The following is a 23,983-nucleotide window of genomic DNA, read 5'->3' as shown; positions in this document are numbered from 1 at the left end:
GGCATCAGCCGGCGACCAGGGGAAGCCGGATCTCGAACCGGCACCCCGGCCCGTCGTTGACCACCTCGATCTTCCCGTCGTGCGCCTCCACGATCCCCTGCGCGATGGCCAGCCCGAGCCCTGCCCCACCGTCGGCCGTAGGAGTGCGTGCGGCCTCCCCTCTAAAAGCCACCTCGAACACCCGGGGCAGATCCTCCTCGGGGATCCCCCCGCAGCAGTCGGTCACCGACAGACATGCCATGCCCGTGTCGTCCACGCGGGCCCGCAGCACCACGGCCTGGTCAGACGGCGTGTGCCGGATGGCGTTGACCACCAGGTTGCCCAGGGCCCGCCCCAGCGCCCCCGCGTCGGCCTCCACGGGCACGGCGGCCGCCGCCTCGGCCGTGAGCACCACGCCCTTGGCGCGGGCCAGCGGCTCGACCCCTGCCAGGGTGTCGGCGACGAGGTCGGCCAGCCCGATCCTGGCCCGCGACAGCCGCAGGGCGCCTGCGTGGATGCGTGACAGCTCGAACAGGTCGTCCACCATCGCGGAGAGCCGCTCCACCTCCTGCTTGATCTGCCCGTGGTAGCGCGCGACCGTCCCGGGGTCGGAGACCACGCCGTCCTCCAGCGCCTCGGCCATGGCCCGCATCCCGGCCAGCGGCGTACGGAGGTCGTGGCTCACCCAGGCCACCAGCTCCCGGCGCGCCCCTTCGAGTGCCCGCTCGCGCGCGTACGCCTCCTCCAGGGTGTTGGCGATCGTCTGGAGCTCGGCCGGCAGCCCCTTGGGCGCCACGAACGGCGGGTGGAGTACGGCGGCCACCAGCCGCCTGCTCTCCCCGACCACCCGCTTGGCCAGCACGAACGCGACCCCGAGCCCCACGAGCCCGCCCACGGTCACCACGCTCAGCACGAAGTCCTTGACCGCCCCCGCGATGATCATCTTCATGATGATCGCCACGACGCCCGCCAGCGTGGCCGCCACGGCGACGACCACGACCACGGCCAGCATCACGCCGATCGAACGGGTGCGCAGCCGCCACATCACCGCGACGCCCGCGAACGCGATCAGCAGCCCGAGCCCGGCGGTCACGGCGACGACCATGGCCAGGTCGCCGACGGCCACCGCCGGCTGGGTCAGGGCGGTCGTCAGAGGCATCAGGAGCCGTCTTCCACGGGTTCGTACCGGTAGCCGACCCCCCACACCGTCACGATCCTGCGCGGCCTGGTGGGGTCGGGCTCGATCTTCTCGCGCAACCGCCGGACGTGCACGGTCACGGTGGACGAGTCGCCGAACGACCATCCCCACACCTGGTTGAGCAGCGCGGACCGGCTGAACGCCTGGCGGGGGTTGCGCATGAGGTGGGCCAGCAGGTCGAACTCCCGCGCCGTCAGCATCACCTCCGCGCCCCCCAGGTGCACCTCGTGGGCGCCCACGTCCACCACCAGGTTCCCGTCACGGAGCACGCCGGTGCCGCCCGTGACGGAGGCGCCGCGGGCGCGGCGCAGCACCGACTGGACGCGCAGCGCCAGCTCGCGCGGGCTGAAGGGCTTGGTCACGTAGTCGTCGGCCCCGGTCTCGAGCCCGACCACCCGGTCGATCTCCTCGCCGAGGGCGGTCAGCATGATCACTGGTACGGGCCAGCGTTCCCTGAGCTTCCTGCACACCTGCAGCCCGTCGAGCTTCGGCAGCATCAGGTCGAGCACCATCAGATCCGGCGGGTGGGCCAGCGCCCTGCGCAGCGCCTCGACACCGTCGCCCACGCATTCGACCTCGTGCCCGTCGCGCTCCAGGTAGCGGGCAACGACCTCGGAGACGGTCGGATCGTCGTCCACGACCAGGATGCGGGTGTTCACCACTTCACGGTACGGCCCGGCTTCACGAAGGCGGCAAGGACGTCATTACTTCGTAAGCGTCGCGGATCATGCCATGAGGACGTACGGTGGCCTCATGGGTAGAGTCGTGATGCTCGTTCTCGGGACCTTGCTGGGTCTCTTCGTGTTGTTCAACTTCCTCCTGCCGATGGTGCTGGGGCTGCTCAAGGTCGCCTTGATCATCGGCGTGGTCGCTCTGCTCGTCTTCGTCGTGGTCACGGTGATGGGCAAGTCCTCGCGGTCGCACTGAGCCGGTGGCACTGAGCCGGTGACGCAACTCCTGTTCGACCCGTGGCTGGCGGGGATCACCCTGGTGGCGGTCCTGCTGCTGGTCACCTGGGCGGCCACGTTGCTGCCCGCCTTCGGCGGCGAGCCGCGGCGCTTCCCGCTGACCTACGCGCGGCGCACGGCGTTCCAGCGCCTGCGCGACCCCGACGCGGCCGGACGCCCGCGTCCACGCGCGCCCTAGGCATGCCCCGCTTCCTGCCAAGCGGGGCTCCTCAGGCGTAGGCCGGATGAGCCCTTCCTCCCTCGCGAAGAAACAGGGCTCATGATCGATTCTCTTGTCACGTTCGTCATCACCGTGTCCGGGGGGCATGCCGCGCTCGGCATCGTGCTCTTCACGCTGGCCGTACGGCTTCTGCTGCTGCCGCTCAACGTGCGCCAGGCCCGCACCACCAAGATCAAGGAGAGGCTGGCGCCCAGACTGCGCGCGCTGCAGAAGCGCTACCAGCGCAATCCCGAGCGGCTGGCCAAGGAGGTCTCCGCCCTCTACGCCAAGGAGGGCAGCTCGCCGTTCGCCGGGATCATGCCGATGCTGGCGCAACTTCCGTTCATGTGGCTGATGTACCGGGTGGCCACACATCCGACCGCGCTGGTCGGGCATGACCTGTTCGGGGCTCCGCTGGGGCAGCAGGTGGCGGGCGTGATCGCTAATTACGGTCTGGTCAGCACCCCGGTTTTGGTCTTCTTCTTGGTCATCGCACTGGTCGCAGCGGTCGCATGGCTCTCCGCCAGGCAGATCAAGATCACCGAAGAGCAGCCGGAGCTGATGAAGAAGATCATGCCGCTGCTGCCGTACGGTTCCGTGCTCGCCGTGCTCGTGTTGCCGCTGGCGGCCGGGATCTATCTGCTCGTCTCCACGGCGTGGGCCGTGAGCGAGCGGGCCGTGCTCGCTAGCCGGCCTCTCTGAGCGTCGCCACCTGCCCGTTCACCGAGCCGTTGCTGTGGGGAGCGGGCAGGATGGCCCACACGGTCGTGGTCTCGCCCTCGTGCCGGACGCCCCAGCTTTCCGCCACATATTCGACGATGCCGAGCCCCCGGCCCCCGAGCGAGGACAGGGTAGGGCGGCCGGCGCGTGGCTCCGTCGCCGCTCCTCCGTCGCTCACCGCCACCTCGATGTGGTCCTCGTTGCGCAGCCAGGCGACCCGCACCATGCCCGAAGGAAGCGGATGCGCGTGCCGCAACGCGTTGCTCAGCAGTTCGCTCACCACGAGCACGGCGTCGTCGATCGCCGCGGAGAAAACCCCACTGTCCTGCAGGTCAGTGCTCAGACGCTGGCGGGCGACGGCGACGCTGGACGGCGCGTACGGCAGCAGCACCACGCTTGACACACCCACCTCCCCGTTCCCTGTGCCCCCCACGGGAACACTCCCCGGTACGACCGAAATGCCCCGTTAGCCGACCCCAGAAACCGCATCTCGATCACAGCTTGTACACATTGGACGATAGATCAGCGCAACTGTGACCGCCTCGTTACCGCATCGGTGTGTCGGATCCGATAGGGCAGAACGAGCCTCATGCGCGTGCCACCTCCCGGTCTCGGATGGGCGCTCACGTCACCCCCTTGTGCCCTCGCGAGGCTGCGGACGATGTAGAGCCCGAGCCCTACTCCACCAAACCTTCTCCGGTCGCCGCTGTCCACCTGGACGAAGCGCTCAAAGATCCGCTCCCGGTCAGGCGGGGCGATTCCGACGCCCTCATCGTCGACGACCACGACGACGTTGCCGGCCTCGGGCCAGGCCTCCACGGCGATCAAACCGCCCTTGGGCGAGTACTTGAAGGCGTTCTCCAGCAGCTGTCCCAGAACGATGTCCGTGGCCAGCGCGTCGCCCAGCACGTTGGGAAGCTCGTCGGGGAGCGTCACCTCGACCCGGTGCTTGTCCGACAGCACGGGCAGCCCGAGCGTGGCCGCCTGGATCCGCTCGGCCAGGTCGAACTCCTCGATCCGGACCTTGAGCTCGTCCGCCCCCGCCCTGGAGCCCAGCAGCAGGTGGTCCATGAGCTGCCCGAGCGACCTGGACCGCTCGGCGATCGTGTGCACGGCCGAGCGGCGCTCGGGATCGCTCAGCTTGTCCCAGCGCGAGTCCAGCGTGCTGGCGAAACCCCGCACGATCGTGATCGGCGTGCGCAGCTCATGGCTGGTCGTGGCCAGGAACAGGTCCTTGGCCTCCTCGAGCTCCTTGGCCGCGGTCACGTCGCGGAAGTCGATGACCACCTCGCCGGTCTCCTCGATCTGCGCGCTCACCACGTCCAGCCAGCGGCCCGTCTCCAACTGGAACGTGACCTTCTCCCCCGGCTTGGGCAGCGGGAACGGCGGAGGCCCGCCGATGACGTCGTCAGCCGAGAACGCGGTCAGGGCGGCGGCGGCCGGGTTCCAGCGGACCACGCGGCCCGCCCCGTCGAGCACGGCGATGCCGTCGGCGCTGGCGTCGAAGACGGCCCGCTCATGGGCCCGCTGCCGCACCGCCTCCTGGTAGGCGACCGCGTTGCCCACGGCGATGCCCGCATGGCCGGCGAGCAGCTCCAGCAGTTCCAGTTCGAGATGGCCGGGGACGCGCCGGGCGAAAAGCGCGTAGAGGGCTCCGTACGGGCGCCCGCCGACGGCGGCCAGGCCCAGGGTGATCGTGTGCAGGCCGTCCAGCCGCGCCCACACCAGCTCTTCGAGCCCGTTCGTCTCCAGCATGACGGTCTTGCCGGTGCGTAACAGCTTGTCCACGAGGCTCGTACGCAGGTCGGTGGTGGTTCCCCTGATCGCCTCGGGCAGCTGGTACGTGCTGACCAGCCGCAGCCGGTCGCCCTCGATCAGCACGAACCCGCCCGCGTCCGCACCGGTGAGCTCCGTGAGGCTGGCCGAGATCCGGTCGAGCACGGCCGACAGCTCCAGCTCGGAGTTGATGTCGCCGACGACGTCCGTCAGCCTGCGCACAAGGCGTTCCCTGCGCGCCATGCGGTGCCTGGCCAGCTCGTCGGCCCGCGCCGGATGGTGCACGCAGACGTATCCGGCCACGGCGTTGCCCAGGCGCAGGGCGCTGATGTCGACCCGGAGGTCGAGGAGGACGCCGTCCTTGCGCAGGCGTTTGGTGCGCAGCGACACCGACTCGCCCGTGCGTACGCGCTCCAGCACGGCGTTGAGCTCGGCGGTCAGCTCGCCGGGCACGATCGGCGCCCGCCGCCCGAGCATGTCCTCGGCCGTCCACCCGAACAGCCGCTCGGCGGCCTCGTTCCAGACCAGCACGCTCTGGTCACGGTCGAGCGCCACGACGGCATTGGGCGAACCGGCGAGCACCGCGCGGGCGATCTCGTCGTCACTACCGGCCCATTCGTCCCCCACACCTCCATAGTGCACGTGGCTTGGTAGGTGCGTCGGGCGATCCGTCCGATACGCTGCGGTCACGGCGATTCTCGGTGGGTGTGGAGGGTGAGGGCGAATGGCGAGCGGTGATCTCGATGCCCTGTTGCGGGTGACCTCCAGCACCTACCGCGGCGAGACCCCGCCCGACATCGCGTTCGGCACCTACGACGGCGCCGTGGGCAGGCTGGTGCTGGCCGTGACGGGCAAGGGCATCGCGGCCTGCAGCTTCGAGGCGGAAAACGACGTCTTCGAGCTGGTCACCAGGCATGTGGGCACGTTCATCGGGCCCGACGCGCGCCGGCTCGACCCGGTGCGCAGGGAGCTGGACGCCTATTTCTCCGGCCGGCTCCGCGCGTTCGCCACGCCGGTCGACTGGGCGCTGGCGACCACGTTCGCCCGGTCGGTGCTGCAGAAGACCATGGCGGTCCCCTACGGCACGACCACGACGCTGGAGGAGATCGGCCAGAGCATCGGCAGGCCGCGCGCGCTGCGCGCGATCGGCAACGCGCTGGCCTCCAACCCCGTCTGCGTGATCGTGCCCTGCCACCGGGTGGTGCGCGAGGACGGCGCGCTCGGCGACTACGCGGGTGGCGCGAGCGCCAAGCAGCACCTGCTCAACGTCGAACAGCGCGCCTCCGCAGCACGCCGATGAGCGCGGTCACGAGGGCCGCCACCACCGCCGCGCCGAGCGCGCCGTTCATCCACGGTTGCCTGGTGAAGCCGATGGCGTCGCGGGCCGACGCCCAGAACCCGTCCCACGCGGCGATGGTGGGCGTCGAGGTGGTCAGCCAGTAGGCGGCGAAGCCGAGCGCCCACGGCACCAGCATCGACCAGCGCGAGGGTGCGTCCTCGCCGGTGTTCCAGCGGTCGGAGCGGCCGAACCCGAAATAGTCGACGGCCAGCACCGCGAACATCGGCACGAACACCGCCCCGATCACGCCCAGGAACGCGCCGTACGAGGTGACGTCGACGACCAGGGCGATGACCACCGTGAACACGCCGATGGCGGTGGAGATGACCCGCCGGTCGACGCGCGGCATCAGGTTCTGCAGCGACATGGTGGTGGAGTAGACGTTCGCGAACGACTGGTCGGTCTCGCGCAGCACCAGGATGCCGAAGAACAGCGCTCCGAGCGGCGCGGCCACGAACGGGGTGAACACGGCCGTGTTGTCGGCGTTCACGGCGGCGGCGCCGACGATGGCCACGGCGTAGACGCCGAGCCCGAGGCAGGCCACCTGGGCCACCGTGTAGCCGCCGACGATCCCGGTGAACGCCGCACGCCCGGAGCGGGAGTGCCGGGCGAAGTCGGCGGCCAGCGGCACCCAGGACACCGACAACGCGATCACGTAGTCGACGGCCGGGGCGAACCCGGTCCACGACCCGCCGGCGGGCGCGGGCGTCTCGGACAGGAAGAACCAGGTGAACCAGATCATCGACACGATCACGCCGACGGTGACGTACCGCCGCAGCAGCCGGATCGCGCCGAGCGGCCAGATCGCGAGCGCGGTGGTCAGCACGCCCGCCAGGACCACCCACACGGGGTACGCCACCCCGTCGAAGATCGCGGTGGCGGCCTTGGCGATCACCCACAGCTCGAAAGCGCCCCACCCGAGCATCTGCACGATGTTCAGCACCGTGGGCGCGTAGGAGATTCTGGCCCCGAACAGGCCGCGCAGCAGCACCATCGCGGGCTGGCCCGTGCGGGTGCCGGGGACGGCGGACAGGCCCACCATGGCCGTGCCGATCAGGCTGCCGACCACCGTCGCCACCAGTGCGGCGGCCAGGCTCAGCGGCGCGTCGCCGGTCGGGTTGAGCAGCAGCAGCGCCCCCGAGAAGCCGAGGAGGCTGACACCGAGGTTGGCCCAGAGCGCGCCCTGATCGAGCACGCCCAGGGTCTTGGGGGGCTGCCCGTCGAGGGTCAGCGGAACTTCGTCGGCGACGTGCGACATCGCACACTCCCTACGCCGGCATTACCCGGACAGGTTCAGGCGGTCGGCAGCGGCTCTGTAACTGCCCTCTCAGCCCGGCACCCCGAGCTCCCGCGACGATCTATAGTTGGCGCCCCCATGATGCCCCAAAGGCGGCAAAACCGCCATAGTGGGGCGATCAACTCAGGCCACGAAGGGCCGTTCCCCGGTCTCGCTGACCAGCGGACGCCCGGCGGACTCCCACGACTGCATGCCGCCCCCGACATTGACCGCGTCGCGCCCGAGTTGGTTGAGCCAGGCCGCCACCTGCAGCGACCGGCCGCCCACCCGGCAGACGACGTAGATCGTCCGGTCGCCGGGCACCTCGTCGACCCGGCCCTGGATCTGGGTCATCGGGATGTGCACAGCCTCACGGGCGTGCCCCGCCCGCCATTCGTCCTGCTCACGGACGTCGAGGAGGTAGGCGTCTGCCGGGATGGCGCCCGGCTCGATCTCAGGAACGGTCATGACTCCATCATCTCCCGGCGAGGGAGTGCCGTCGCCTGGAGGAGGAGCGACGTAGGAGCGACGGGGGAAGGCGACGGCACCAGGCGACCGAGCCCGCCTCACGAAGTGAGGCCATCAACACAGCGAGGGAGTGCCGTCGCCTGGAGGAGGAGCGACGTAGGAGCGACGGGGGAAGGCGACGGCACCAGGCGACCGAGCCCGCCTCACGAAGTGAGGCCATCGGTACGCGCGTCGTACGCGGCGCGTGCGCGGGCGATCTCCTCCTGGTGCGCTTCGGTCCAGGTGACCAGGGACTTGATGGTTTGGTGCAGCGTGCGGCCGAGCGGCGTGAGCGCGTAGTCGACCCGAGGCGGGACGACGGGGTGGACCGTGCGGCTGACCAGGCCGTCGCGTTCGAGCTGGCGCAGGGTGACGCTCAACATGCGCTGGCTGACGCCGTCGATCTCCCGGCGGAGCTGGGTGAACCGCAGGCTTTTGCAGTCGAGCAGGGCGATGACGAGGAGCGACCACTTGTCGGCGATGCGATCGAGGATCTGGCGCACCTCGCAGTCCTGACGGGTGTCCCACTGGCGCACGTCGTAGTCGTCGTCCACGGTGCCTGCGGAGTAACCGAGTGACTCGAAAGTGCCTTCTTCCATGAGAACTCATGATGGCCAATGATGTGGACGGTTACAACAAGGAACCAACATGCTTTTCCGTAACCGGGGGGTTGTCATGCCTGTCCCTGCTCGTACGTGGGGCGTACTGATCGTTCTTTGCGGGGCCATCTTTCTCGAGGGCATCGACGTCGCCATGTTGAACGTCGCCCTGCCCGCCATCCGGGCCGATCTCGGGGTGTCCACGAGCATGCTCAGCGGCGTGGTGAGCGCCTACGTGCTGGGCTACGGCGGCTTCATGCTGCTCGGCGGCCGGGCGGCCGACCTGCTGGGCCGGCGGCGCATGTTCCTGCTCTGGCTGGGCGTGTTCCTGGTCTTCTCCGGGCTCGGCGGGGTGGCGAACGACGGCTGGGTGCTGCTGCTGGCGAGGTTCGTCACCGGCGTGGCCGCCGGCTTCATGACGCCCGCGGGGCTGTCGCTGATCACCACCGGCTTTCCCGAGGGCCGGGACCGCAACCGCGCCCTGATCATCTACGGGAGCACCGGCGCTGCCGGCTTCGCGCTCGGCCTGGTGTTCGGCGGGGTGCTCACCACGTTCGGCTGGCGCTGGGTCTTCTTCGCGCCGGTCCTGATGTCTCTGGTGGTCCTGCTCGCCGCGATCCTGCTGATCAAGGAGGCGCCCGCGGACGAGCGCCCGGCCGGCGGTTTCGACGTGGCGGGCGCGGCGAGCGTGACGGGCGCGATGATGCTGCTGGTCTATGGAGTGGTACGCCTTGAGCGCCCGTCCGAGGGCCTGCCGCTGACGCTCGCGGTCTTCGCCGCGGCCCTGGGGTTGCTGGCGGCGTTCGTGGCCATCGAGCGCCGCTCCCCGCACCCCCTGGTCCGCCTCGGCATCTTCAGGTCGGCAGCGCTGGTCCGGGCCAACGTGATGGCCGTCCTGCTCACGGCCTCGTTCTTCGGCTTCCAGTTCCTGGTCACGCTCTACCTGCAGGAGCTGCGCGGCTGGTCACCCATGCAGACCGGGCTCGCCCTGCTGGCGGCCGCCGCCGACGTGGTGATCGCCCCGACGCTCACACCGTGGCTGGTCAACCGGTACGGCAACGCCAAGGTCATCCTCGGCGGCCTGCTGTCGGGCCTGCTGGCCTACGTGCTCTTCCTGGGCGCCGGGCTGGACTGGACCTACGCCGCGATGTTGCCGTCGATGGTGCTGATCGCCCTGATGTTCGCCTTCGCCTACGGCCCGCTCATGATCACGGCCACGGACGGGATCTCGGCCCGCGAGCAGGGACTGGCCGGCGGGCTGATCAACTCGTCGTTCCAGTTCGGCGCCGCACTGGGCGTGTCGATGGTCACGGCGGTCAACGTGGCCGCGCTCGGCACCGCGACCGCGCAGGAGGCCGGGATGACCGCGCTGCGCACGGCACTGGCGGTCCCGCTGGTTGCCGCGCTCCTGGCGAGCGCCGTCGCGGCGACGGCCCTGCTCGCCAGGCGGCCCCACCGGGAACCCGGCGTTCCTGTGTGCGCCGGGTCGCCGGGCAGCTGAACGCCGCGGGGTCCCCGCGACCCCGGAACCCGGTCAAGAACACGCTCGTCACGGCGCCCAGCCCGTGAGCCTTCACGACCGGCCATGACAGACGGCGGGCGGCGTCGGCGCGTGCGGTGACGCCGGCTGTGCCGTGACAGATGGGCTATTTCAGCCGTAACAGATGGGCTATTTCAACAGACGAGACAGCCGGCGGTCGGCGAGGGGCTTGCCGCCGGTCTGGCACGTGGGGCAGTACTGCAGGGCCGAGTCGGCGAACGACACCTCGCGGATCGTGTCGCCGCAGACGTCGCACGGCTGTCCCGCGCGGTTGTGCACCCGCAGCCCCGACTTCTTCTCCGCCTTGAGGTCCTTCGCGGCCAGCCCGTGCGCCCGCTCGACCGCTTCGCCGAGCGTGGTGACGATGGCCTCGTGCAGGTCGGCGATCTGCGTGTCCGTGAGCGTCGCGGCGATCTTGAACGGCGACATCCTGGCCGCGTGCAGCACCTCGTCGGAATAGGCGTTGCCGATGCCCGCGATGACCTTCTGGTCGCGCAGCAGCCCTTTGATCTGCATGCGGTTGCCGCCCACGATGCGCTTGAGCGCGGCGACCGTGAAGGACGGGTCGAGGGGGTCGGGGCCGAGCGCGGCGATGCCGGGGACCTCGCCCGGATCTCTCGTGACATAGACGGCGAGCCGCTTCTGGGTGCCCGCCTCCGTCAGCTCGAAGCCGGGCGCCGCGCCCTCGTCGTCGGGCGCGAGCCGGACCCGCACCGCGAGCGGCCCCTTGCCGGGACGGACGGGCTTGGCGCCCGACAGGTCGTCGCGCCAGCGCAGCCATCCCGCCCTGGCCAGGTGGATGATCAGGTGCAGGCCGTCGCAGTCGAGGTCGAGGAACTTGCCGTGCCTCGCCACGCCGGTGATGCTCAGCCCGCCGAGCGCCGTGGCCGGCGGGTCGAACGTCTTGAGCGCCTGGAAGCCGATCACGTCGACCGCCAGAATCGTGCGGCCCACCGCCCGCTCGCGCAGGAAGTGGGTGAGAGACTCCACTTCGGGAAGTTCCGGCATGTCACCAGAGTACGGTCCGCGCCACGCCGTCCACAGCCTGTGGACGCTACGGCACGCTCCAGAAGGCCAGCTCGTGCGCCATGCCCTCGGTGAACATGGCCTCCGCCCGCACCGGGTCCGGGCCGGCCTCGTCGATCATCTGGGCGATGCGTACGGCAAGCGCGGCGAATCCGGGGTCGGCGTACGTGTCCACCCAGGCCCGATATCTCGGCTCAGTAGGCGGATTCTTCGCCAATATCTGCCCGAGGGTCGAATATCCCCACATACACGGATAAAGCGCCGCCAGCCCCTCCCCGTACGACGCCGCCGACTCCAACAGGAACCCCGTGTACGCCGCACACGCCGGCCCCTTCACCGCGCCCTCCAAGTCGGCCCCGAACTCCGCCGACAACGACCTGTGCAGGTCCAGCTCGTCGTGGTAAGTCGCGTGCGCCAGGTCCACCAGGTCGCCCAGATGCGGGTCGGGCGCCTGCCAGGCCAGCCGCGCGAACACCCGCACATAGTCCAGCAGGAACAGGTAGTCCTGCTCCAGCCACGACCTGAACACCGGTTCCGCCAGGTCGCCGCGGCCGATCCCGGTCACCGTGGGATGGTCGAGCTGCGCCTGGAGCAAGGGGCGGCCGATGGCGTGCAACCTATCCGAAATGCTCATGGCAGGGAGGTTAGTGTCGAAAACATGACTGTGACGATCGCCGAAGAATTCCTCCTGCTGGCCTACCGGGACGACAAGGGCACCCCGCTCATCAACTCCACGCAGCTCGACTCCGCGCTCGCCGGCGCGCTCCTCGCCGAGCTGGCCGTGGGCGGACGCCTCGACCTGTCGGACAAGAAGGTGACGGTCACCGACCCGAGCCCGCTCGGCGACGCGGAACTGGACGCCACGCTGACCCGCATCGCCACCGAGGGCAAGGCCAGGAAGCCCGCCTGGTGGGTGCAGCGGATCCAGTCGGGCAAGCTGCGCAAGCGCCTGCTGACCAGGCTGGCGGAGTCGGGCGTGCTGGCCGAGGAGCGCGGCAGGGCCCTCGGCATCTTCCCCGTCACCCGCTGGCCGGAGGCGCACCCCGGCGTCGAGGCGGACGTGCGCGAGCGGGTGTCGGCCGTGCTCGCGGGCGCCGCCCCCGACGCCCGCACGGCGGTGCTGATCGCGATCGCGCACGCGGCCGGCCTCGACCGCAAGGCCTTCCCCGGAGCGAGCAAGCAGCGGATCAAGGAGATCTCCGAGGGCGCGTGGACGGCCGACGCCGTCGCCAAGGCCATCGCCGCCATCAACGCGGCCACGATGGCCGCCATCAGTGCCGCGACCGCTGCCGCCGCCAGCAGCGGCAGCGGCAGCTGACGGCCACGGGATCAGCGGGCGTCGATCACGCTCTTGGGAACGGGCTTGTCCTCCTTCAGCGCGTTGAACAGCGCCAGCGCCTTCTGCCTGTCCGACTTGACGGCCACGCCGCCGTTGGGGAGGGTCTCGTTGCCGCCGAACGGCACCACCGTCGTCACCGGGCTGTCGCCCATGGCGAGCCCCAGCGAGAGCAGGTCGAAGGCGCCGGTGCCGGAGTCGACCGTGACCGCGTCCGTGGCGCTCATCGCCAGCGGGATCGACGTGAACGGATTGATGAGCACCCCCGGGCTGGCCGCCTTCTTCACCACCGCCGCGAGGAACTGACGCTGCCGCTTGGTGCGCTCGTAGTCGGGCAGCGCGCCGCCCTTGCGGGTGCGCACGTAGCCCAAAGCCTGGGCGCCGTTGAGCACCTGCCTGCCCTTCTTCAGCTTGAGCCCCGCCTTGGGGTCGTTCACGGCGGCCGTCACGTTCATCTCGACCCCGCCCACCGCGTCCACGATGTCGACGAACCCGGCGAACCCGATCTCCATGTAGTTGTCGATCCGCAGGTCCGTGACCGTCTCGATGGTGCGGACCAGCAGCTGCGGCCCGCCGTTGTAGGCGGCGTTGAGCTTGTCGCGCTGCTTGCCGTAGATGGTGACGGCCAGGTCGCGCGGCAGGCTGACCAGCGTCGGCCGGTCGTCGGTGTCGGGGATGTGCAACAACATCATCGAGTCCGTTCGCTGCCCGACGGCGCGCCCGGTGGCCAGCTTCCTGCGCTGGGACTTCGACAACCCCTTGCGGCTGTCGGAGCCGACGAGCAGCCAGTTGGTGCCGGGACCGTCAGCGGGACGGTCCTCGTAGTCGGTGAGCACGTCGTCGATGCCGGCCAGCCTCGAGTCGATCCAGAAGAACATGCCCACGGCCGCGACCAGCAGCGCGACGAGGAGCCCCGCGACGATCTTCGCGATCGTCCTGCCCGAGGGCCTCTTGCGGGGTTCCCTCGGCTCCTGCCCGCCCCTCGACCTCAACGGCCTGACGGGACCGCCCCCGCCGCCGGAGCGCTGCCTGCCGTACACGCGCCCGCTCGACCGGCGCGGCTCGGACCCGGGCGGGCCCGGCGGCGGCTCGGGGATCTGGGAGGCGGCGGGAAGCTTGTGGGTGGGCGCGCCCGGCCCGCCCGACGGGAACCGGTGCGCGGGGGCGCCCCCTGAGCGCGGGACGTCGTTGGGCCGCGGTGGCAGCGGGCGGCCGTCGCCCGGCGAGCGCATGGCCCGCGTACGGTCGTCCTCAGACACTTCGCCTTCTCCCCTTCGCTTCGTACATAGACGCTACGTCCAACCCCCTGGCAGTGAAGGCGTTCGGTCAAGGATTTCCCACGGAAAAGTACACAGAACCAGCTGACCGTAACGGTGGAGCCAGGCCGCCGCCAAACCGGCGACGCTTCCACGCGCGGGCTCAGGAAACATAGAGGCCATCGGCATCGTTACGGTTATGGACGACCTCTATCGAAGGGATGATCGTGTCCGCTCCGGACTCGTGGAGTCTTTGCCCGTGCTCAGGCACGGGTTCCCCTGAAGGCTCACTGCGGTGAGCGCTTATCTCGGGCTGCTGTCCCTCGTCCTCCTCACGGCGGCGACCGGCTATTTCGTCGCCCAGGAGTTCGCCTTCGTCGCCGCCGACCGCGGCATCCTCCGCGAGCAGGCCTCCGCCGGTGACACCGCCGCCGAGAAGGCCCTCCAGGTGACGTCCCGCCTGTCCTTCATGCTCTCAGGCGCGCAGCTCGGCATCACGGTCACCGCGCTGCTGGTCGGATTCCTGGCCGAGCCCGCGATCGCCGTGATCGTACGCCCGTGGCTGGCCGGCTGGGGGCTTCCCGACGGCATGATCACCGGCGTCTCCGTGGCCACGGGCGTGTTCGTGGCGACCGTGGTGCAGATGGTGCTCGGCGAGCTGGCGCCGAAGAACCTCGGCATCGCCAGGCCGGAGGTGGTGGCCAAGTTCCTGGCCCGCTCGACGCTGGCCTACCTGGCGGTGGTGGGGCCGGTGGTCCGGTTGTTCGACTCGGCCGCCACCGGGCTGCTCAGGCGCGTCGGCATCGAGCCCGTGGAGGAGGTCGAGCACGGCGTGACGCCCGAGGAGCTCTCGCGCATCATCGCCGAGTCGACCCAGGCGGGCGAGCTGCCTCCCAAGCTGTCGGAGCTGCTCGAACGGGCGCTGGAGTTCGGCGACCGCAACGCGGAGGAGATCATGGTCCCGCGGCCCCGCGTGGTCGCGATGCGCGACTCGCAGCCCATCTCCGACCTGCTCGACGCCATGCGCGAGTGCGGGCACTCCCGCTACCCGGTCCTCGCCGAGGACGGCGACGTCGTCGGCGTGACGGGCGTGCGCGAGCTGCTCACCTCCGGCCTGGAGGAGGGCCCGATCTCCACGATCACCCGCCCCGCGCTGCTGGTGCCGGCCTCGGTGCCGCTGCCCGCCGTACTGGAGAGAATGAGGGTGGCCAAGGACGACGTCGCCTGCGTCATCGACGAGTACGGCGGCCTGGCCGGCGTGATCACCGTCGAGGACCTGGCGGAAGAGCTGGTCGGCGAGCTCGTCGACGAGAACGACCCGGAGCCGGTCGGCGCCCTCGAACACCCGGGCGGCGTCTGGGAGGTGCCGGGCAGCCTCAGGCTCGACGAGGTCGAGCGGGCCACCGGCGTGGCGCTGCCGGTGAGCGACGACTACGACACGCTCGCCGGGCTCGTGCTCGCCAGGCTGGGCAGGATGCCCAACCAAGGCGACACGGTGACCGTCCCGGTCAAACCCGACACCGACCCGTTCGCCGAGGACGTCGAGGAGCACCTGGCGGAGCTCACGGTCATGTCGCTCAACCGCAGGGTGCCCGAGTGGGTGCGCCTGGCTCCGGTGCGACACGCGGAGGCCGCCCGATGAGCATGATCCTTCTGAGCCTGGCGCTGCTGGCCTTCAACGCGCTGTTCGTGGCCGCCGAGTTCGCCTTCGTCTCCTCGCGCCGCCACCGCCTGGAGGAGATGGCCTCGGGCGGCAACCGCCTGGTCAGGCTCACCGCCAAGTCGGCGGTGCGCGGCGGCCGCCAGCTCTCCCTCATGCTGGCCGGCGCCCAGCTGGGCATCACCCTGTGCACGCTGGGCCTGGGCCAGGTGACCGAGCCGGCGATCGAGCACTATCTGGAGCCCGTCTTCGCGATGGTGGGCGTCCCTGAGGGCCTGCGCCTCCCGATCTCCCTGACCATCTCCCTGGCCCTGGTGACGTTCCTGCACATGGTCATCGGCGAGATGGCCCCCAAGTCCTGGGCGCTGACCCACCCTGAGCGCGCGGCGCTCCTGCTGACCCTGCCGTTCCGCGGCTTCACGTGGCTGATGCGCCCTCTGCTCTCGGCGCTCAACGGCCTGACGAACGTCATACTCCGCCTCTTCGGCGTCAAGCCGAGAGACGAGCTGGCGACGACCAGAACCCCGCGCCAGCTCGCCATGCTGGTAGGCGAGTCGGGCCGCATGGGCCTGCTGGACCGGGAGGAACACGACCTCCTGACCCGCGCCCTGCGCCTCGACGACGAGGGCATCGAACGCCTGATGACCCCCATCGCCCAGGCGGCGAAGGTCGCCCCCACGGCCGACGCCTCGGAGATCAAGCAGACGGCGGTGACAACCAACCACCTACGCCTCCTGGTGAAGAACGAGTCGGTCATAGAAGGCGCCCTGCACGCCAGGGACGCCCTGCTCAACCCCGGCAAGACGGCACGCGAGCTGGCCAGGGAGGTGCCCAGGCTGCGCAGCACCACCCAGATCCCCGAAGCGGTGACGGCCCTCCAGGAGGCCAGAGCCCACCTCGCGCTGGTCACGGACCAGCACGATGCGATCATCGGCATGGTGAGCCTCACGGACCTGGTGGGCGAACTCCTGGACACCAGAACCAAAGCAGCGTGAGTGTGAACTAAAACACACAGCAACGGTCAAGCGACCAGAAAGCATCTTGCAACCACACGGGCGTACGGTCCCGAGAGGCCCCATCACCGACAGATTCTTGAAAAGGAAGACCCCGACCCTTGCGATCCGCAACAAGCTTCGCCAATGTGGGTCTGCACAAAAGAACCCAGGAGAACCGCTACGACGGGCCCGAACACCAGCCAGGACAAGGCGGCACCGGTTCCAGCCACGACGAGGCAGAACGGGACACCAGCCACGAAAGGCCGGACCGTACACCAGCCAAGACAAGGCAGAACCGGACACAGCACACCAGCTAAGACAAGGCAGAACCGGACACAGCCACGAAAGGCCGGACCGGACACCAGCCACGACGAGGTTGTGACGGGGGCCCGGGGGAAATCCCCCGGGAGCGCCAGCGTCCTGCCTGGGGGTCCGGGGGTTATCCCCCGGGAGACACGACGAGGGGACCCGCGGGAGCAACGCCTGAAAGGCTTGCGACCAAGGATCCCCAGTCAACGAGTGGGCGAGGAGGGATTTGAACCCTCACGTCCTTTCGGACACACGGACCTGAACCGTGCGCGTCTGCCGTTCCGCCACCCGCCCTTGTGGGTGCGGAAAGAACAGTAGCACGGAACAGCCACTGGTACTGAACCCGGATACGATCGCATAAGACACGGGAGCGGAGGAGCTGGGCGCGACAGCTGACGAGCGCCAGGGACGCCGTGAAGTGGAACGAGCGGAAGCCGGGCGCCGCGAGCGTCTGGGGGCCGCGATCATATGCACGGAGGAAGGGAGGTACCCGGTGGGAGTCCTTCAGCGCTTCGAGCGAAGGCTCGAAGGCTTGGTTGAGGGAGCCTTTGCGCGGGCGTTCAAATCTGACCTTCAGCCGGTCGAGGTCGCCAGCGCGGTTCAGCGGGAGATGGATGAGCGTGCGGCGATCGTCGCCCAAGGCCGCACACTCGTGCCCAACGACTTCGTGGTTGAGCTGTCCACGACCGACAGCGAGCGGCTTGAGGTCTACGCCGACAGCATCAGCCACGAGCTGGCCAACCTCGCCAGGGAGTACGCCAAGGAGCAGGGCTACTCCTTCGTGGGACCGGTCCGGGTGCGTTTCGAGACCGCCGGCGATCTGGCTGTCGGCCTGTTCCGCATCAGGTCGGGCGTCATCCGCGGCGCCACGGTGGAGCAGGACGAGATTCGCCAGCCGGCGAGCGACCTGCCTCCGTCGAGGCCGCACGCGTTCCAAGGGCGGCCCAGGCTGCTCGTCTCCACTCAGGACGACCCGCAGGGCGACCGTTCCTACGAGCTCACCACTCCGGTGACCTTGCTGGGCAGGGGCACCGACTGCGATCTTCGTCTGGTCGACCCGGGCGTTTCGCGTCATCACGCGGAGTTGCGTGTCGAGGGCCAGCTCGTGGCCCTCGTCGATCTCGGGTCGACGAACGGCACTTTTGTCAATGGCCAGCCGGTACGCAGGATCGAGCTTCAGAACGGCACGCGAGTGACGTTGGGGCGCACGACTCTGGTGTTCCGGCGCGATTAGGGGTAGACAGACGGTCCATGTCCGAGCTCACGCTGCTGCTGATCCGGCTCGCCTTCCTGGCGGTGCTGTGGTTTTTCGTCATTGCCGCAGTCGGCGTGATCCGGACTGACTTGTTCGGTTCACGCACGGCTCCCGCGGGCCCACGCAAAGGCGTGAAACCCGCCAAACCCGTGGCCAAGCCCAAGAGCAAGAAGGGTGAGCCACGCCAGCTCGTCGTTACCGGTGGCCCCCTGCAAGGCACCACCATTAACCTCACGGAGACGCCCATCACCATTGGCCGGGCGAACGACGCCACGCTGGTAGTCAGCGACGACTACGCATCCAGCCGGCATGCCCGGCTCTTCCCTCAGGACGGTCAGTGGATCGTGGAAGATCTCGGTTCGACGAACGGCACGTATCTCGACCGCTCGAAAGTCACCCGCCCGACCCCGGTGCCGCTCGGTGTTCCGATCCGCGTCGGCAAGACAGTCATTGAATTGCGCAAATGACCATCGCACTCCGCTACGCCGCCCGCTCGGACGTCGGCCTCCTCCGCGAAGGGAACGAGGACTCGGCGTACGCTAGCGGCCGCCTGCTCGCCGTCGCCGACGGCATGGGCGGGCACGCACACGGCGAGGTGGCGAGCTCAGTCGCCATCGACGCCATGGCCTCTCTGGAAGAGGCTCAACAGGGGGGTGACCTGCTCAACGCCATCGAGGCAGCCGTACGCGACGCCAACCGCAAGCTGCACGAGATGGTGGGGCGGGATCCCAGCCTCAAAGGCATGGGCACGACTCTCACGGCCATGCTCTGGCACGGCACCCAGGTCGCCTTGGTGCACGTCGGCGACTCGCGCGCCTACCTGCTCAGACGCGGGGAGCTCTACCAGATCACCCATGACCACACACTGGTCCAGCAGCTCGTCGACGACGGGCGCATCACGCCGGAGGAGGCGGCCACGCACCCGCAGCGGTCGATCCTGCTGCGCGCGCTCGACGGCAGCGGTGAGGTCGATCCCGACCTCACGCTCCGCGAGGCGCAGGTGGGCGACCGCTACCTCCTGTGTTCCGACGGCCTGTCGGGCGTGGTGAGCGCGGAGACGCTGCACGCCACGCTCACCAACATCGACGATCCTGAAGAGGTCGTCCGCCAGCTCATCGACCTGGCGAACAGGGGCGGCGGGCCCGACAACATCACGTGTGTGCTGGCCGACGTGCTCGAGATCACCGACGGGCAGCAGGTGCCGGCCGACGCCGCCGTCGTGGGCGCCGCGGGCATGAACCGCCTGCGGGGCGCCGCGCAGGAGGCGGAGCCGCCGGGGCGACCCGGCGCGGTGACCGCACCCCAGCCGGTGATCGCGGACGATGGCGACTTCGACGAGCCGGTCGCGCAGGCGTCCCGGCGGTCGGGCCGTCGTCGTCTGTGGCCCGTGCTGGTCACCGTGCTCGGCATCGGCACGCTCGCCGTCGGCGCCGGCGGTTACTTTGGATACCAGTGGACTCAAGACCAGTTCTTCGTCGGTGCGAGGGGCGACGAGGTGGTCGTGTTCCAGGGGATCAAGGTCGAGGTGGGCCCCTTCCAGCTCTTCGAGGTCTCGCGGCCCACTGGCCGGCAGCTCTCCCAGCTGTCGGAGGCGGATCAGGAGCTCATCAAGAGCACCTTCCCCGTCACCACCGTCGACGAAGGCATCACGAGGATCAACGCGTTGAAGTTCTCCGAGGACCAGCAGAGCGAAACGTCCCCGTCCGCCAGCACGTCGCCCACGCCGACCGCGAGCGCGACCAAGACGAAACAGCAGCAATAGATGAGCGAAGTCGCCGCCGAACCGGTCCCGATGCCGGCCAAGCGCCGCGGGGCCCAGCTGGTCATGCTCGCTCTCGCGGTGCTGGTCGTCATGGGCGCGTACGCCAACGTGGGCCTGGCGATGGACGGCGCGATCCCGTCGGGGATGCTGACGTACGGCCTGAGCCTTGGCGGGCTGATGCTGGCCGCCTATCTGGTGCTGGCGAAGTTCGCGCCGTGGGCCGACCCGCTGATCCTGCCGCTGGTGACGCTGATCAACGGGCTCGGCCTGGTGATGATCTTCCGGCTCTCCGAGTCCGACTCGAATCTGCCCTCCGCCAGGCTGGCCTCGCCCAACTCGCAGCTGATGTGGACACTCGTCGGCATCGTGTTGTTCAGCGTCACGCTGATTTTCTTGCGTGACCACCGCGCACTGCAGCGCCTGACCTACACGGCGGGCGCCCTGGGCCTGATCCTGCTGGTCTCGCCGTTGATCCCGTTCCTCGGCCAGGAGATCAACGGCGCCAGGATCTGGATCGGCATCCCCGGCCTGGGCCAGTTGCAGCCTGCCGAGTTCGCCAAGCTGGCGCTGGTCATCTTCTTCGCCGGCTATCTGGTCGCCAAGCGCGACGTGCTCGCCCTCGCCGGGCGGCGGTTGCTCTTCATCGACCTGCCGCGCGCGCGTGACCTGGGTCCGGTCCTCATCACGTGGGGCGTCAGCCTCGGCGTCCTGGTCATGCAGAAGGACCTGGGGTCGTCGCTGCTGCTGTTCGGCACGTTCATCGCGCTGCTCTACATCGCCACGCAGCGCGTCTCCTGGGTGATCATAGGCATCCTGCTCTTCGCGGGCGGCGCCGTTCTGGCCGGCCTGGTCTTCGACCACGTCCAGCAGCGTTTCGAGGTCTTCCTCAATCCGAGCGATCCCGAGCTCTTCGACCGGGTCGGCGGCAGCGCGCAGCTCATGCAGGGCCTGTTCGCCATGGGCTCGGGCGGCATCCTCGGCACGGGGCTCGGCCAGGGTCACCCCGAGTTGATCCCGCTGGCCTTCTCCGACTTCATCTTCGCCGCTACGGGCGAGGAGCTGGGCCTGACCGGCCTGATGGCGCTGCTCATGCTCTACGCGCTGGTGGTGCAGCGCGGCCTGCGCACGTCGCTGGCGGCCCGTGACCCGTTCTCCAAGCTCCTGGCGGGCGGCCTGTCCTTCATCCTGGCCTGGCAGGTGTTCATCATCGTGGGCGGCGTGACGAACCTGATTCCCCTGACCGGCCTGGTGACCCCCTTCATGTCACAGGGTGGCTCGGCGCTGCTGGCTAACTGGATCCTTATCGCGCTATTGGTACGCATGTCGGATGCGGCGCGTAAGCCTCCGCCCCAGGCGATCCAGAACGAAGGAATGACGCAGGTGTTCCAGCGATGAACAGCACGCTCAAGCGCACGGCCGTGGCCTGCCTGGCCATGTTCGCGCTTCTGATGATCAACGTGAACTACCTGCAGGCCGTGAGGGCCGAAGGCCTCAGCACCGACGCCCGTAACACCCGTAACTTCTACGACCGTTACGCCGTCGAGCGTGGCCGCATCATCGCCGGCGGCAAGGTGATCGCGCAGTCCGTCGAGACCGACAGCAAGCAGTTCAAGTTCGTCAGGAAATACCCTGAGGGCGAGCTCTACGCGCACGTCACCGGCTTCTTCTCGCCGGAGAGCGCGAGCGCCATCGAGGGCACCCAGAACAAACTGCTCGACGGCTCCAGCGCCGACCTGCTGCTGAGGCGGAGCATCGACCTGTTCACCGGCGAGCCGACCAAGGGCGCCAACGTCGAGGTCACGATCAATCCCAGGGTGCAGAAGGCCGCCTACGACGCGCTGCGCCAGAGCGGCAAGCGCGGCGCCGTCGTCGCGCTCGAGCCGAAGACGGGCGCGATCCTCGCGATGGTCTCGCTGCCGACCTACGACCCCGCCGAGCTGTCGCTGACCGACAAGAGCAAGGTGTTCCCGCGCTACGACGAGCTGGCCAAGGAGAAGGGCCAGCCGCTCCTCAACCGCACCATCGACCGCACCTACCCGCCCGGCTCGACGTTCAAGGTCGTGACGATGGCGGCCTACCTCGAGGACGACTCCTCGCGGGGCCCGCAGACCACCGTGGAGGCGCCGCAGCGGCTCACGCTGCCCAACACCACCGCCACTCTGCCCAACTACGGCGGGGCCGCCTGCGGCAGCGGCCAGGTCACGCTGGTCTTCGCGCTGGAGAGGTCGTGCAACACGCCGTTCGGCAAGATGGGCATGGACCTGGGCTACGACAAGGTGCAGGAGCAGTCGGCCAAGTTCGGCATGGGCGAGCCGCTCGCGATCCCGATGCCCGTCGCCCAGAGCGACTTCGGCCCCCGTGAGGACGAAGCGGCCGTCGCGATGGCCTCCATCGGGCAGCGCAGCAACCAGATGACGCCGCTGCAGATGGCCATGATTTCCGCGGGCATCGCCAACGAGGGCACGGTGATGAAGCCGTACCTCGTCAAGAAGGTCACCGACGCCAAGGGCGACACGATCGAAGAGGCCGAGCAGGACGAGCTGACCGAGGCGGTCAGCACCGAGACGGCGGCCAAGCTGCGCGACATGATGGTGAGCGTCGTCAGCAACGGCACCGCCAACCGGGCGCAGGTGCCGGGCGTCCAAGTAGCGGGCAAGACGGGCACCGCGGAGACGTCCGACAACCAGCCTCCGCACGCCTGGTTCATCTCCTTCGCGCCGGCCGAGGACCCCAAGGTGGCCCTGGCGGTCATCGTCGAGTCCGGTGCGGCCAACGTCGGCGCGGAGGCGACGGGCGGCGGCACCGCCGCGCCGATCGGGAAGGCCGTGATGGAGGCGGTGCTGAACAAGTGAGAGACGGTAACCTGCTGGACCATGCGGCTCCGTAACCGCTACCTCCTGATCTCCCGCATCGCCACCGGCGGTATGGGAGAGGTTTGGCGCGCCCGCGACGAGCTGCTCGGGCGCGAGGTCGCGGTGAAGATCCTGCGCAGCCACATCCACGCCGACCCCACCTTCCGCGAGCGGTTTCGCAACGAGGCGAGGCTCACCGCGGCGCTGGCCGACCCCGGAGTGGCGCAGATCTTCGACTACGGCGAGGAGAGCGACCTCGCCTATCTGGTGATGGAGCTGGTGCAGGGCGAGCCGCTGTCGGCCATCCTGGCGCGCAACGGCGCGCTCGGGGCCGAGGTGGCGCTCGACGTCGTGCACCAGACCGCCAAGGCGCTGCACGCCGCCCACTCCTCCGGGATCATCCACCGCGACATCAAGCCCGGCAACCTGCTGGTCACGCCCGAGGGCACCATCAAGGTGACCGACTTCGGCATCGCGCGGGCGCTGGAGGCGGCGCCGGTGACGCAGACGGGCACGGTGGTGGGCACCGCCCAGTACGTCAGCCCCGAGCAGGCGCAGGGTTTCCCGCTCACGCCCTCCACCGACCTCTACTCGCTCGGCGTGGTGGCCTACGAGTGCCTGGCGGGGCGTACGCCGTTCCGCGGCGACACCCAGGTGGCGATCGCCCTGCAGCACCTCAACGAGCAGCCGCAGCCGCTCGGCGTGGATGTTCCTTCGCAGGTGCGCGCGCTGGTCATGGCGCTGCTGGCGAAGGAGCCCGGGCAGCGCCCGGCAACGGCTCTCGAGCTGGCCGACCGGGCCCACGCGCTGCGCGAGTCGCTGGCGGGCGCCCAGTCCGGCGCCGATCTCAGCATGCTGACCGACCCGGGCGGCTTCCGCGTACGCGAGCCCTCGCCCGAGGACCAGCAGGTGACCGACCGCATCGCCCCGGCCACCGAGCCGCACGCCCCGACGGCCCGCAGGCGCCGTAAGGGCGCGAGGACGCTGGCCGTGGTCGCCGCGGCGGGTTGCGTGGCGGCGGTCGGGCTCAGCGCCGTCACCTTCGCCAACCGCCAGCCCCCCGCACCGACGCCTGACGTGGCCGAGCCGCGCGAGTCGGCGCCGCCGACGCCGGAGCGGGCCGAGCCCACGAAGAAGAAGCGCACCAAGCGGTCACCGGCGCTTCCGGTGAAGTCGCAACGGCCTATACCCTCTCGGTCGGCTACGGTAAGCAAGTCGGCAACTCCCAGCAAGAAGCCGACGCCGAAACCGACACCGACACGGACGACGCGGACCCCTACGCCCACACCAACCCCTACGCCCACCACTACACCCACTACCCCGACACCCACCGCCTCGCCGGACCCGGGTGAGACAAACCCACCCAAGGAGCAGACGTGACGCGCAATGGGGTCGATGATGGACACCGGCGGCCCCCCGAGCAGGCCGGTA

The 23,983-nt window shown here is 69.6% G+C and carries 24 protein-coding genes, 1 tRNA gene and 1 riboswitch; of the genes, 14 read left to right on the top strand and 11 right to left on the bottom strand.

Annotated features, from left to right (window positions below):
- Positions 1–4: 4 nt before the first annotated feature.
- Positions 5–1,138, bottom strand: a complete 1,134-nt coding sequence (locus E1292_RS00245) for a sensor histidine kinase (RefSeq protein ID WP_132590730.1) — start codon at positions 1,136–1,138, stop codon at positions 5–7.
- Positions 1,138–1,836, bottom strand: coding sequence for a response regulator transcription factor (locus tag E1292_RS00240; protein WP_132590728.1), 699 nt, complete (start codon positions 1,834–1,836; stop codon positions 1,138–1,140). The genes E1292_RS00245 and E1292_RS00240 overlap by 1 nt, the downstream gene beginning before the upstream one ends.
- Positions 1,837–1,930: 94 nt before the next feature.
- Here E1292_RS00240 and E1292_RS50735 point away from each other — a divergent pair, with 94 nt between their 5' ends.
- From E1292_RS50735 to E1292_RS00230, 3 genes are all read left to right on the top strand, one after another.
- Positions 1,931–2,104, top strand: a complete 174-nt coding sequence (locus E1292_RS50735; protein WP_161714338.1) for a hypothetical protein — start codon at positions 1,931–1,933, stop codon at positions 2,102–2,104.
- 18 nt (positions 2,105–2,122) lie between these two features.
- Entirely contained in the window at positions 2,123–2,323 is a 201-nt protein-coding gene (locus tag E1292_RS00235; protein ID WP_132505839.1) for a DUF6412 domain-containing protein, read from the top strand.
- 81 nt (positions 2,324–2,404) lie between these two features.
- Positions 2,405–3,046, top strand: a complete 642-nt coding sequence (locus E1292_RS00230; RefSeq protein ID WP_132590726.1) for a YidC/Oxa1 family membrane protein insertase — start codon at positions 2,405–2,407, stop codon at positions 3,044–3,046.
- Here the strand turns inward: E1292_RS00230 and E1292_RS00225 are convergent.
- Together E1292_RS00225 and E1292_RS00220 are read right to left on the bottom strand one after the other, a co-directional pair.
- Positions 3,030–3,467, bottom strand: coding sequence for an ATP-binding protein (locus tag E1292_RS00225; protein ID WP_246089807.1), 438 nt, complete (start codon positions 3,465–3,467; stop codon positions 3,030–3,032). The genes E1292_RS00230 and E1292_RS00225 overlap by 17 nt on opposite strands.
- Positions 3,468–3,586: 119 nt before the next feature.
- Entirely contained in the window at positions 3,587–5,467 is a 1,881-nt protein-coding gene (locus E1292_RS00220; protein ID WP_246089806.1) for a sensor histidine kinase, read from the bottom strand.
- Between the two features lie 97 nt (positions 5,468–5,564).
- Here E1292_RS00220 and E1292_RS00215 point away from each other — a divergent pair, with 97 nt between their 5' ends.
- Positions 5,565–6,140: a methylated-DNA--[protein]-cysteine S-methyltransferase gene (locus E1292_RS00215; RefSeq protein ID WP_132590720.1), complete on the top strand. Its 576-nt coding sequence runs from the start codon at positions 5,565–5,567 to the stop codon at positions 6,138–6,140.
- Here the strand turns inward: E1292_RS00215 and E1292_RS00210 are convergent.
- The 3 genes from E1292_RS00210 to E1292_RS00200 all read right to left on the bottom strand — a co-directional run bounded on the left by E1292_RS00210 (position 6,103) and on the right by E1292_RS00200 (position 8,561).
- Positions 6,103–7,437, bottom strand: a complete 1,335-nt coding sequence (locus E1292_RS00210) for a purine-cytosine permease family protein (RefSeq protein ID WP_132590718.1) — start codon at positions 7,435–7,437, stop codon at positions 6,103–6,105. The two genes, E1292_RS00215 and E1292_RS00210, sit on opposite strands and share 38 nt — an antisense overlap.
- A riboswitch (TPP riboswitch) is annotated at positions 7,428–7,541 on the bottom strand. It overlaps the preceding gene by 10 nt.
- Positions 7,542–7,599: 58 nt before the next feature.
- On the bottom strand, positions 7,600–7,923 hold the full coding sequence (locus tag E1292_RS00205) for a rhodanese-like domain-containing protein (protein WP_132590716.1): 324 nt from the start codon (positions 7,921–7,923) through the stop codon (positions 7,600–7,602).
- A 203-nt stretch (positions 7,924–8,126) separates the two neighbouring features.
- On the bottom strand, positions 8,127–8,561 hold the full coding sequence (locus tag E1292_RS00200; RefSeq protein WP_132590714.1) for a winged helix-turn-helix transcriptional regulator: 435 nt from the start codon (positions 8,559–8,561) through the stop codon (positions 8,127–8,129).
- Positions 8,562–8,637: 76 nt separating this feature from the next.
- Between E1292_RS00200 and E1292_RS00195 the strand changes: the two genes are divergently transcribed.
- Positions 8,638–10,062, top strand: a complete 1,425-nt coding sequence (locus E1292_RS00195) for an MFS transporter (protein WP_132590712.1) — start codon at positions 8,638–8,640, stop codon at positions 10,060–10,062.
- A 168-nt stretch (positions 10,063–10,230) separates the two neighbouring features.
- On the opposite strand, the gene E1292_RS00190 is transcribed toward E1292_RS00195, so the two are convergent.
- Both E1292_RS00190 and E1292_RS00185 read right to left on the bottom strand, forming a co-directional pair.
- Complete coding sequence (locus E1292_RS00190; protein ID WP_132590710.1) at positions 10,231–11,109, bottom strand: Fpg/Nei family DNA glycosylase; 879 nt, start codon at positions 11,107–11,109, stop codon at positions 10,231–10,233.
- A 46-nt stretch (positions 11,110–11,155) separates the two neighbouring features.
- Complete coding sequence (locus tag E1292_RS00185) at positions 11,156–11,761, bottom strand: TenA family protein (RefSeq protein ID WP_132590708.1); 606 nt, start codon at positions 11,759–11,761, stop codon at positions 11,156–11,158.
- Between the two features lie 24 nt (positions 11,762–11,785).
- Between E1292_RS00185 and E1292_RS00180 the strand changes: the two genes are divergently transcribed.
- Entirely contained in the window at positions 11,786–12,445 is a 660-nt protein-coding gene (locus E1292_RS00180; RefSeq protein ID WP_132590706.1) for a GOLPH3/VPS74 family protein, read from the top strand.
- 11 nt (positions 12,446–12,456) lie between these two features.
- Here the strand turns inward: E1292_RS00180 and E1292_RS00175 are convergent, their stop codons facing one another.
- Positions 12,457–13,722, bottom strand: a complete 1,266-nt coding sequence (locus E1292_RS00175) for an LCP family protein (RefSeq protein WP_246089804.1) — start codon at positions 13,720–13,722, stop codon at positions 12,457–12,459.
- Positions 13,723–14,014: 292 nt separating this feature from the next.
- Here E1292_RS00175 and E1292_RS00170 point away from each other — a divergent pair, with 292 nt between their 5' ends.
- Together E1292_RS00170 and E1292_RS00165 are read left to right on the top strand one after the other, a co-directional pair.
- The gene (locus E1292_RS00170) at positions 14,015–15,361 is read left to right on the top strand and encodes a hemolysin family protein (RefSeq protein WP_132590704.1); all 1,347 of its coding nucleotides are present in this window, start codon (positions 14,015–14,017) and stop codon (positions 15,359–15,361) included.
- Positions 15,358–16,374 carry a hemolysin family protein gene (locus E1292_RS00165; RefSeq protein WP_132590702.1) on the top strand — a complete coding sequence of 339 codons (1,017 nt, stop codon included), beginning with the start codon at positions 15,358–15,360 and terminating at the stop codon, positions 16,372–16,374. Before E1292_RS00170 ends, E1292_RS00165 begins: the two co-directional genes overlap by 4 nt.
- Positions 16,375–16,894: 520 nt before the next feature.
- On the opposite strand, the gene E1292_RS00160 is transcribed toward E1292_RS00165, so the two are convergent.
- A tRNA-Leu gene (locus E1292_RS00160) sits at positions 16,895–16,977 on the bottom strand.
- A 199-nt stretch (positions 16,978–17,176) separates the two neighbouring features.
- Between E1292_RS00160 and E1292_RS00155 the strand changes: the two genes are divergently transcribed.
- From E1292_RS00155 to E1292_RS00130, 6 genes are read left to right on the top strand one after another with little or no spacing between them, the layout of a single operon-like run.
- On the top strand, positions 17,177–17,917 hold the full coding sequence (locus E1292_RS00155) for an FHA domain-containing protein (RefSeq protein WP_132328459.1): 741 nt from the start codon (positions 17,177–17,179) through the stop codon (positions 17,915–17,917).
- A 17-nt stretch (positions 17,918–17,934) separates the two neighbouring features.
- On the top strand, positions 17,935–18,405 hold the full coding sequence (locus tag E1292_RS00150) for an FHA domain-containing protein FhaB/FipA (RefSeq protein WP_132590700.1): 471 nt from the start codon (positions 17,935–17,937) through the stop codon (positions 18,403–18,405).
- Complete coding sequence (locus tag E1292_RS00145) at positions 18,402–19,700, top strand: Stp1/IreP family PP2C-type Ser/Thr phosphatase (protein WP_132590698.1); 1,299 nt, start codon at positions 18,402–18,404, stop codon at positions 19,698–19,700. Before E1292_RS00150 ends, E1292_RS00145 begins: the two co-directional genes overlap by 4 nt.
- Positions 19,701–21,095 carry an FtsW/RodA/SpoVE family cell cycle protein gene (locus tag E1292_RS00140; protein WP_132590696.1) on the top strand — a complete coding sequence of 465 codons (1,395 nt, stop codon included), beginning with the start codon at positions 19,701–19,703 and terminating at the stop codon, positions 21,093–21,095.
- Complete coding sequence (locus E1292_RS00135; RefSeq protein ID WP_132590694.1) at positions 21,092–22,552, top strand: peptidoglycan D,D-transpeptidase FtsI family protein; 1,461 nt, start codon at positions 21,092–21,094, stop codon at positions 22,550–22,552. Before E1292_RS00140 ends, E1292_RS00135 begins: the two co-directional genes overlap by 4 nt.
- Positions 22,553–22,573: 21 nt before the next feature.
- Entirely contained in the window at positions 22,574–23,932 is a 1,359-nt protein-coding gene (locus E1292_RS00130; protein ID WP_132590692.1) for a serine/threonine-protein kinase, read from the top strand.
- Positions 23,933–23,983 lie beyond the last annotated feature (51 nt).

The sequence above is a fragment of the Nonomuraea deserti genome (genome assembly GCF_004348685.1).
In the GTDB taxonomy this organism is placed as follows: Bacteria; Actinomycetota; Actinomycetes; order Streptosporangiales; family Streptosporangiaceae; genus Nonomuraea; species Nonomuraea deserti.
The sequence above is the reverse complement of the archived record's forward strand: the minus strand, read 5'-3'. Positions and strand labels throughout refer to the sequence as shown.

Coding starts and splice junctions, on each gene's coding strand:
- E1292_RS00245 (WP_132590730.1), bottom strand. CDS start 1,138: ATGCCTCTGACGACCGCCCTGACCCAGCCGGCGGTGGCCGTCGGCGAC.
- E1292_RS50735 (WP_161714338.1), top strand. CDS start 1,931: ATGGGTAGAGTCGTGATGCTCGTTCTCGGGACCTTGCTGGGTCTCTTC.
- E1292_RS00230 (WP_132590726.1), top strand. CDS start 2,405: ATGATCGATTCTCTTGTCACGTTCGTCATCACCGTGTCCGGGGGGCAT.
- E1292_RS00215 (WP_132590720.1), top strand. CDS start 5,565: ATGGCGAGCGGTGATCTCGATGCCCTGTTGCGGGTGACCTCCAGCACC.
- E1292_RS00210 (WP_132590718.1), bottom strand. CDS start 7,437: ATGTCGCACGTCGCCGACGAAGTTCCGCTGACCCTCGACGGGCAGCCC.
- E1292_RS00205 (WP_132590716.1), bottom strand. CDS start 7,923: ATGACCGTTCCTGAGATCGAGCCGGGCGCCATCCCGGCAGACGCCTAC.
- E1292_RS00200 (WP_132590714.1), bottom strand. CDS start 8,561: ATGGAAGAAGGCACTTTCGAGTCACTCGGTTACTCCGCAGGCACCGTG.
- E1292_RS00195 (WP_132590712.1), top strand. CDS start 8,638: ATGCCTGTCCCTGCTCGTACGTGGGGCGTACTGATCGTTCTTTGCGGG.
- E1292_RS00190 (WP_132590710.1), bottom strand. CDS start 11,109: ATGCCGGAACTTCCCGAAGTGGAGTCTCTCACCCACTTCCTGCGCGAG.
- E1292_RS00185 (WP_132590708.1), bottom strand. CDS start 11,761: ATGAGCATTTCGGATAGGTTGCACGCCATCGGCCGCCCCTTGCTCCAG.
- E1292_RS00180 (WP_132590706.1), top strand. CDS start 11,786: ATGACTGTGACGATCGCCGAAGAATTCCTCCTGCTGGCCTACCGGGAC.
- E1292_RS00165 (WP_132590702.1), top strand. CDS start 15,358: ATGAGCATGATCCTTCTGAGCCTGGCGCTGCTGGCCTTCAACGCGCTG.
- E1292_RS00150 (WP_132590700.1), top strand. CDS start 17,935: ATGTCCGAGCTCACGCTGCTGCTGATCCGGCTCGCCTTCCTGGCGGTG.
- E1292_RS00145 (WP_132590698.1), top strand. CDS start 18,402: ATGACCATCGCACTCCGCTACGCCGCCCGCTCGGACGTCGGCCTCCTC.
- E1292_RS00140 (WP_132590696.1), top strand. CDS start 19,701: ATGAGCGAAGTCGCCGCCGAACCGGTCCCGATGCCGGCCAAGCGCCGC.
- E1292_RS00135 (WP_132590694.1), top strand. CDS start 21,092: ATGAACAGCACGCTCAAGCGCACGGCCGTGGCCTGCCTGGCCATGTTC.
- E1292_RS00130 (WP_132590692.1), top strand. CDS start 22,574: ATGCGGCTCCGTAACCGCTACCTCCTGATCTCCCGCATCGCCACCGGC.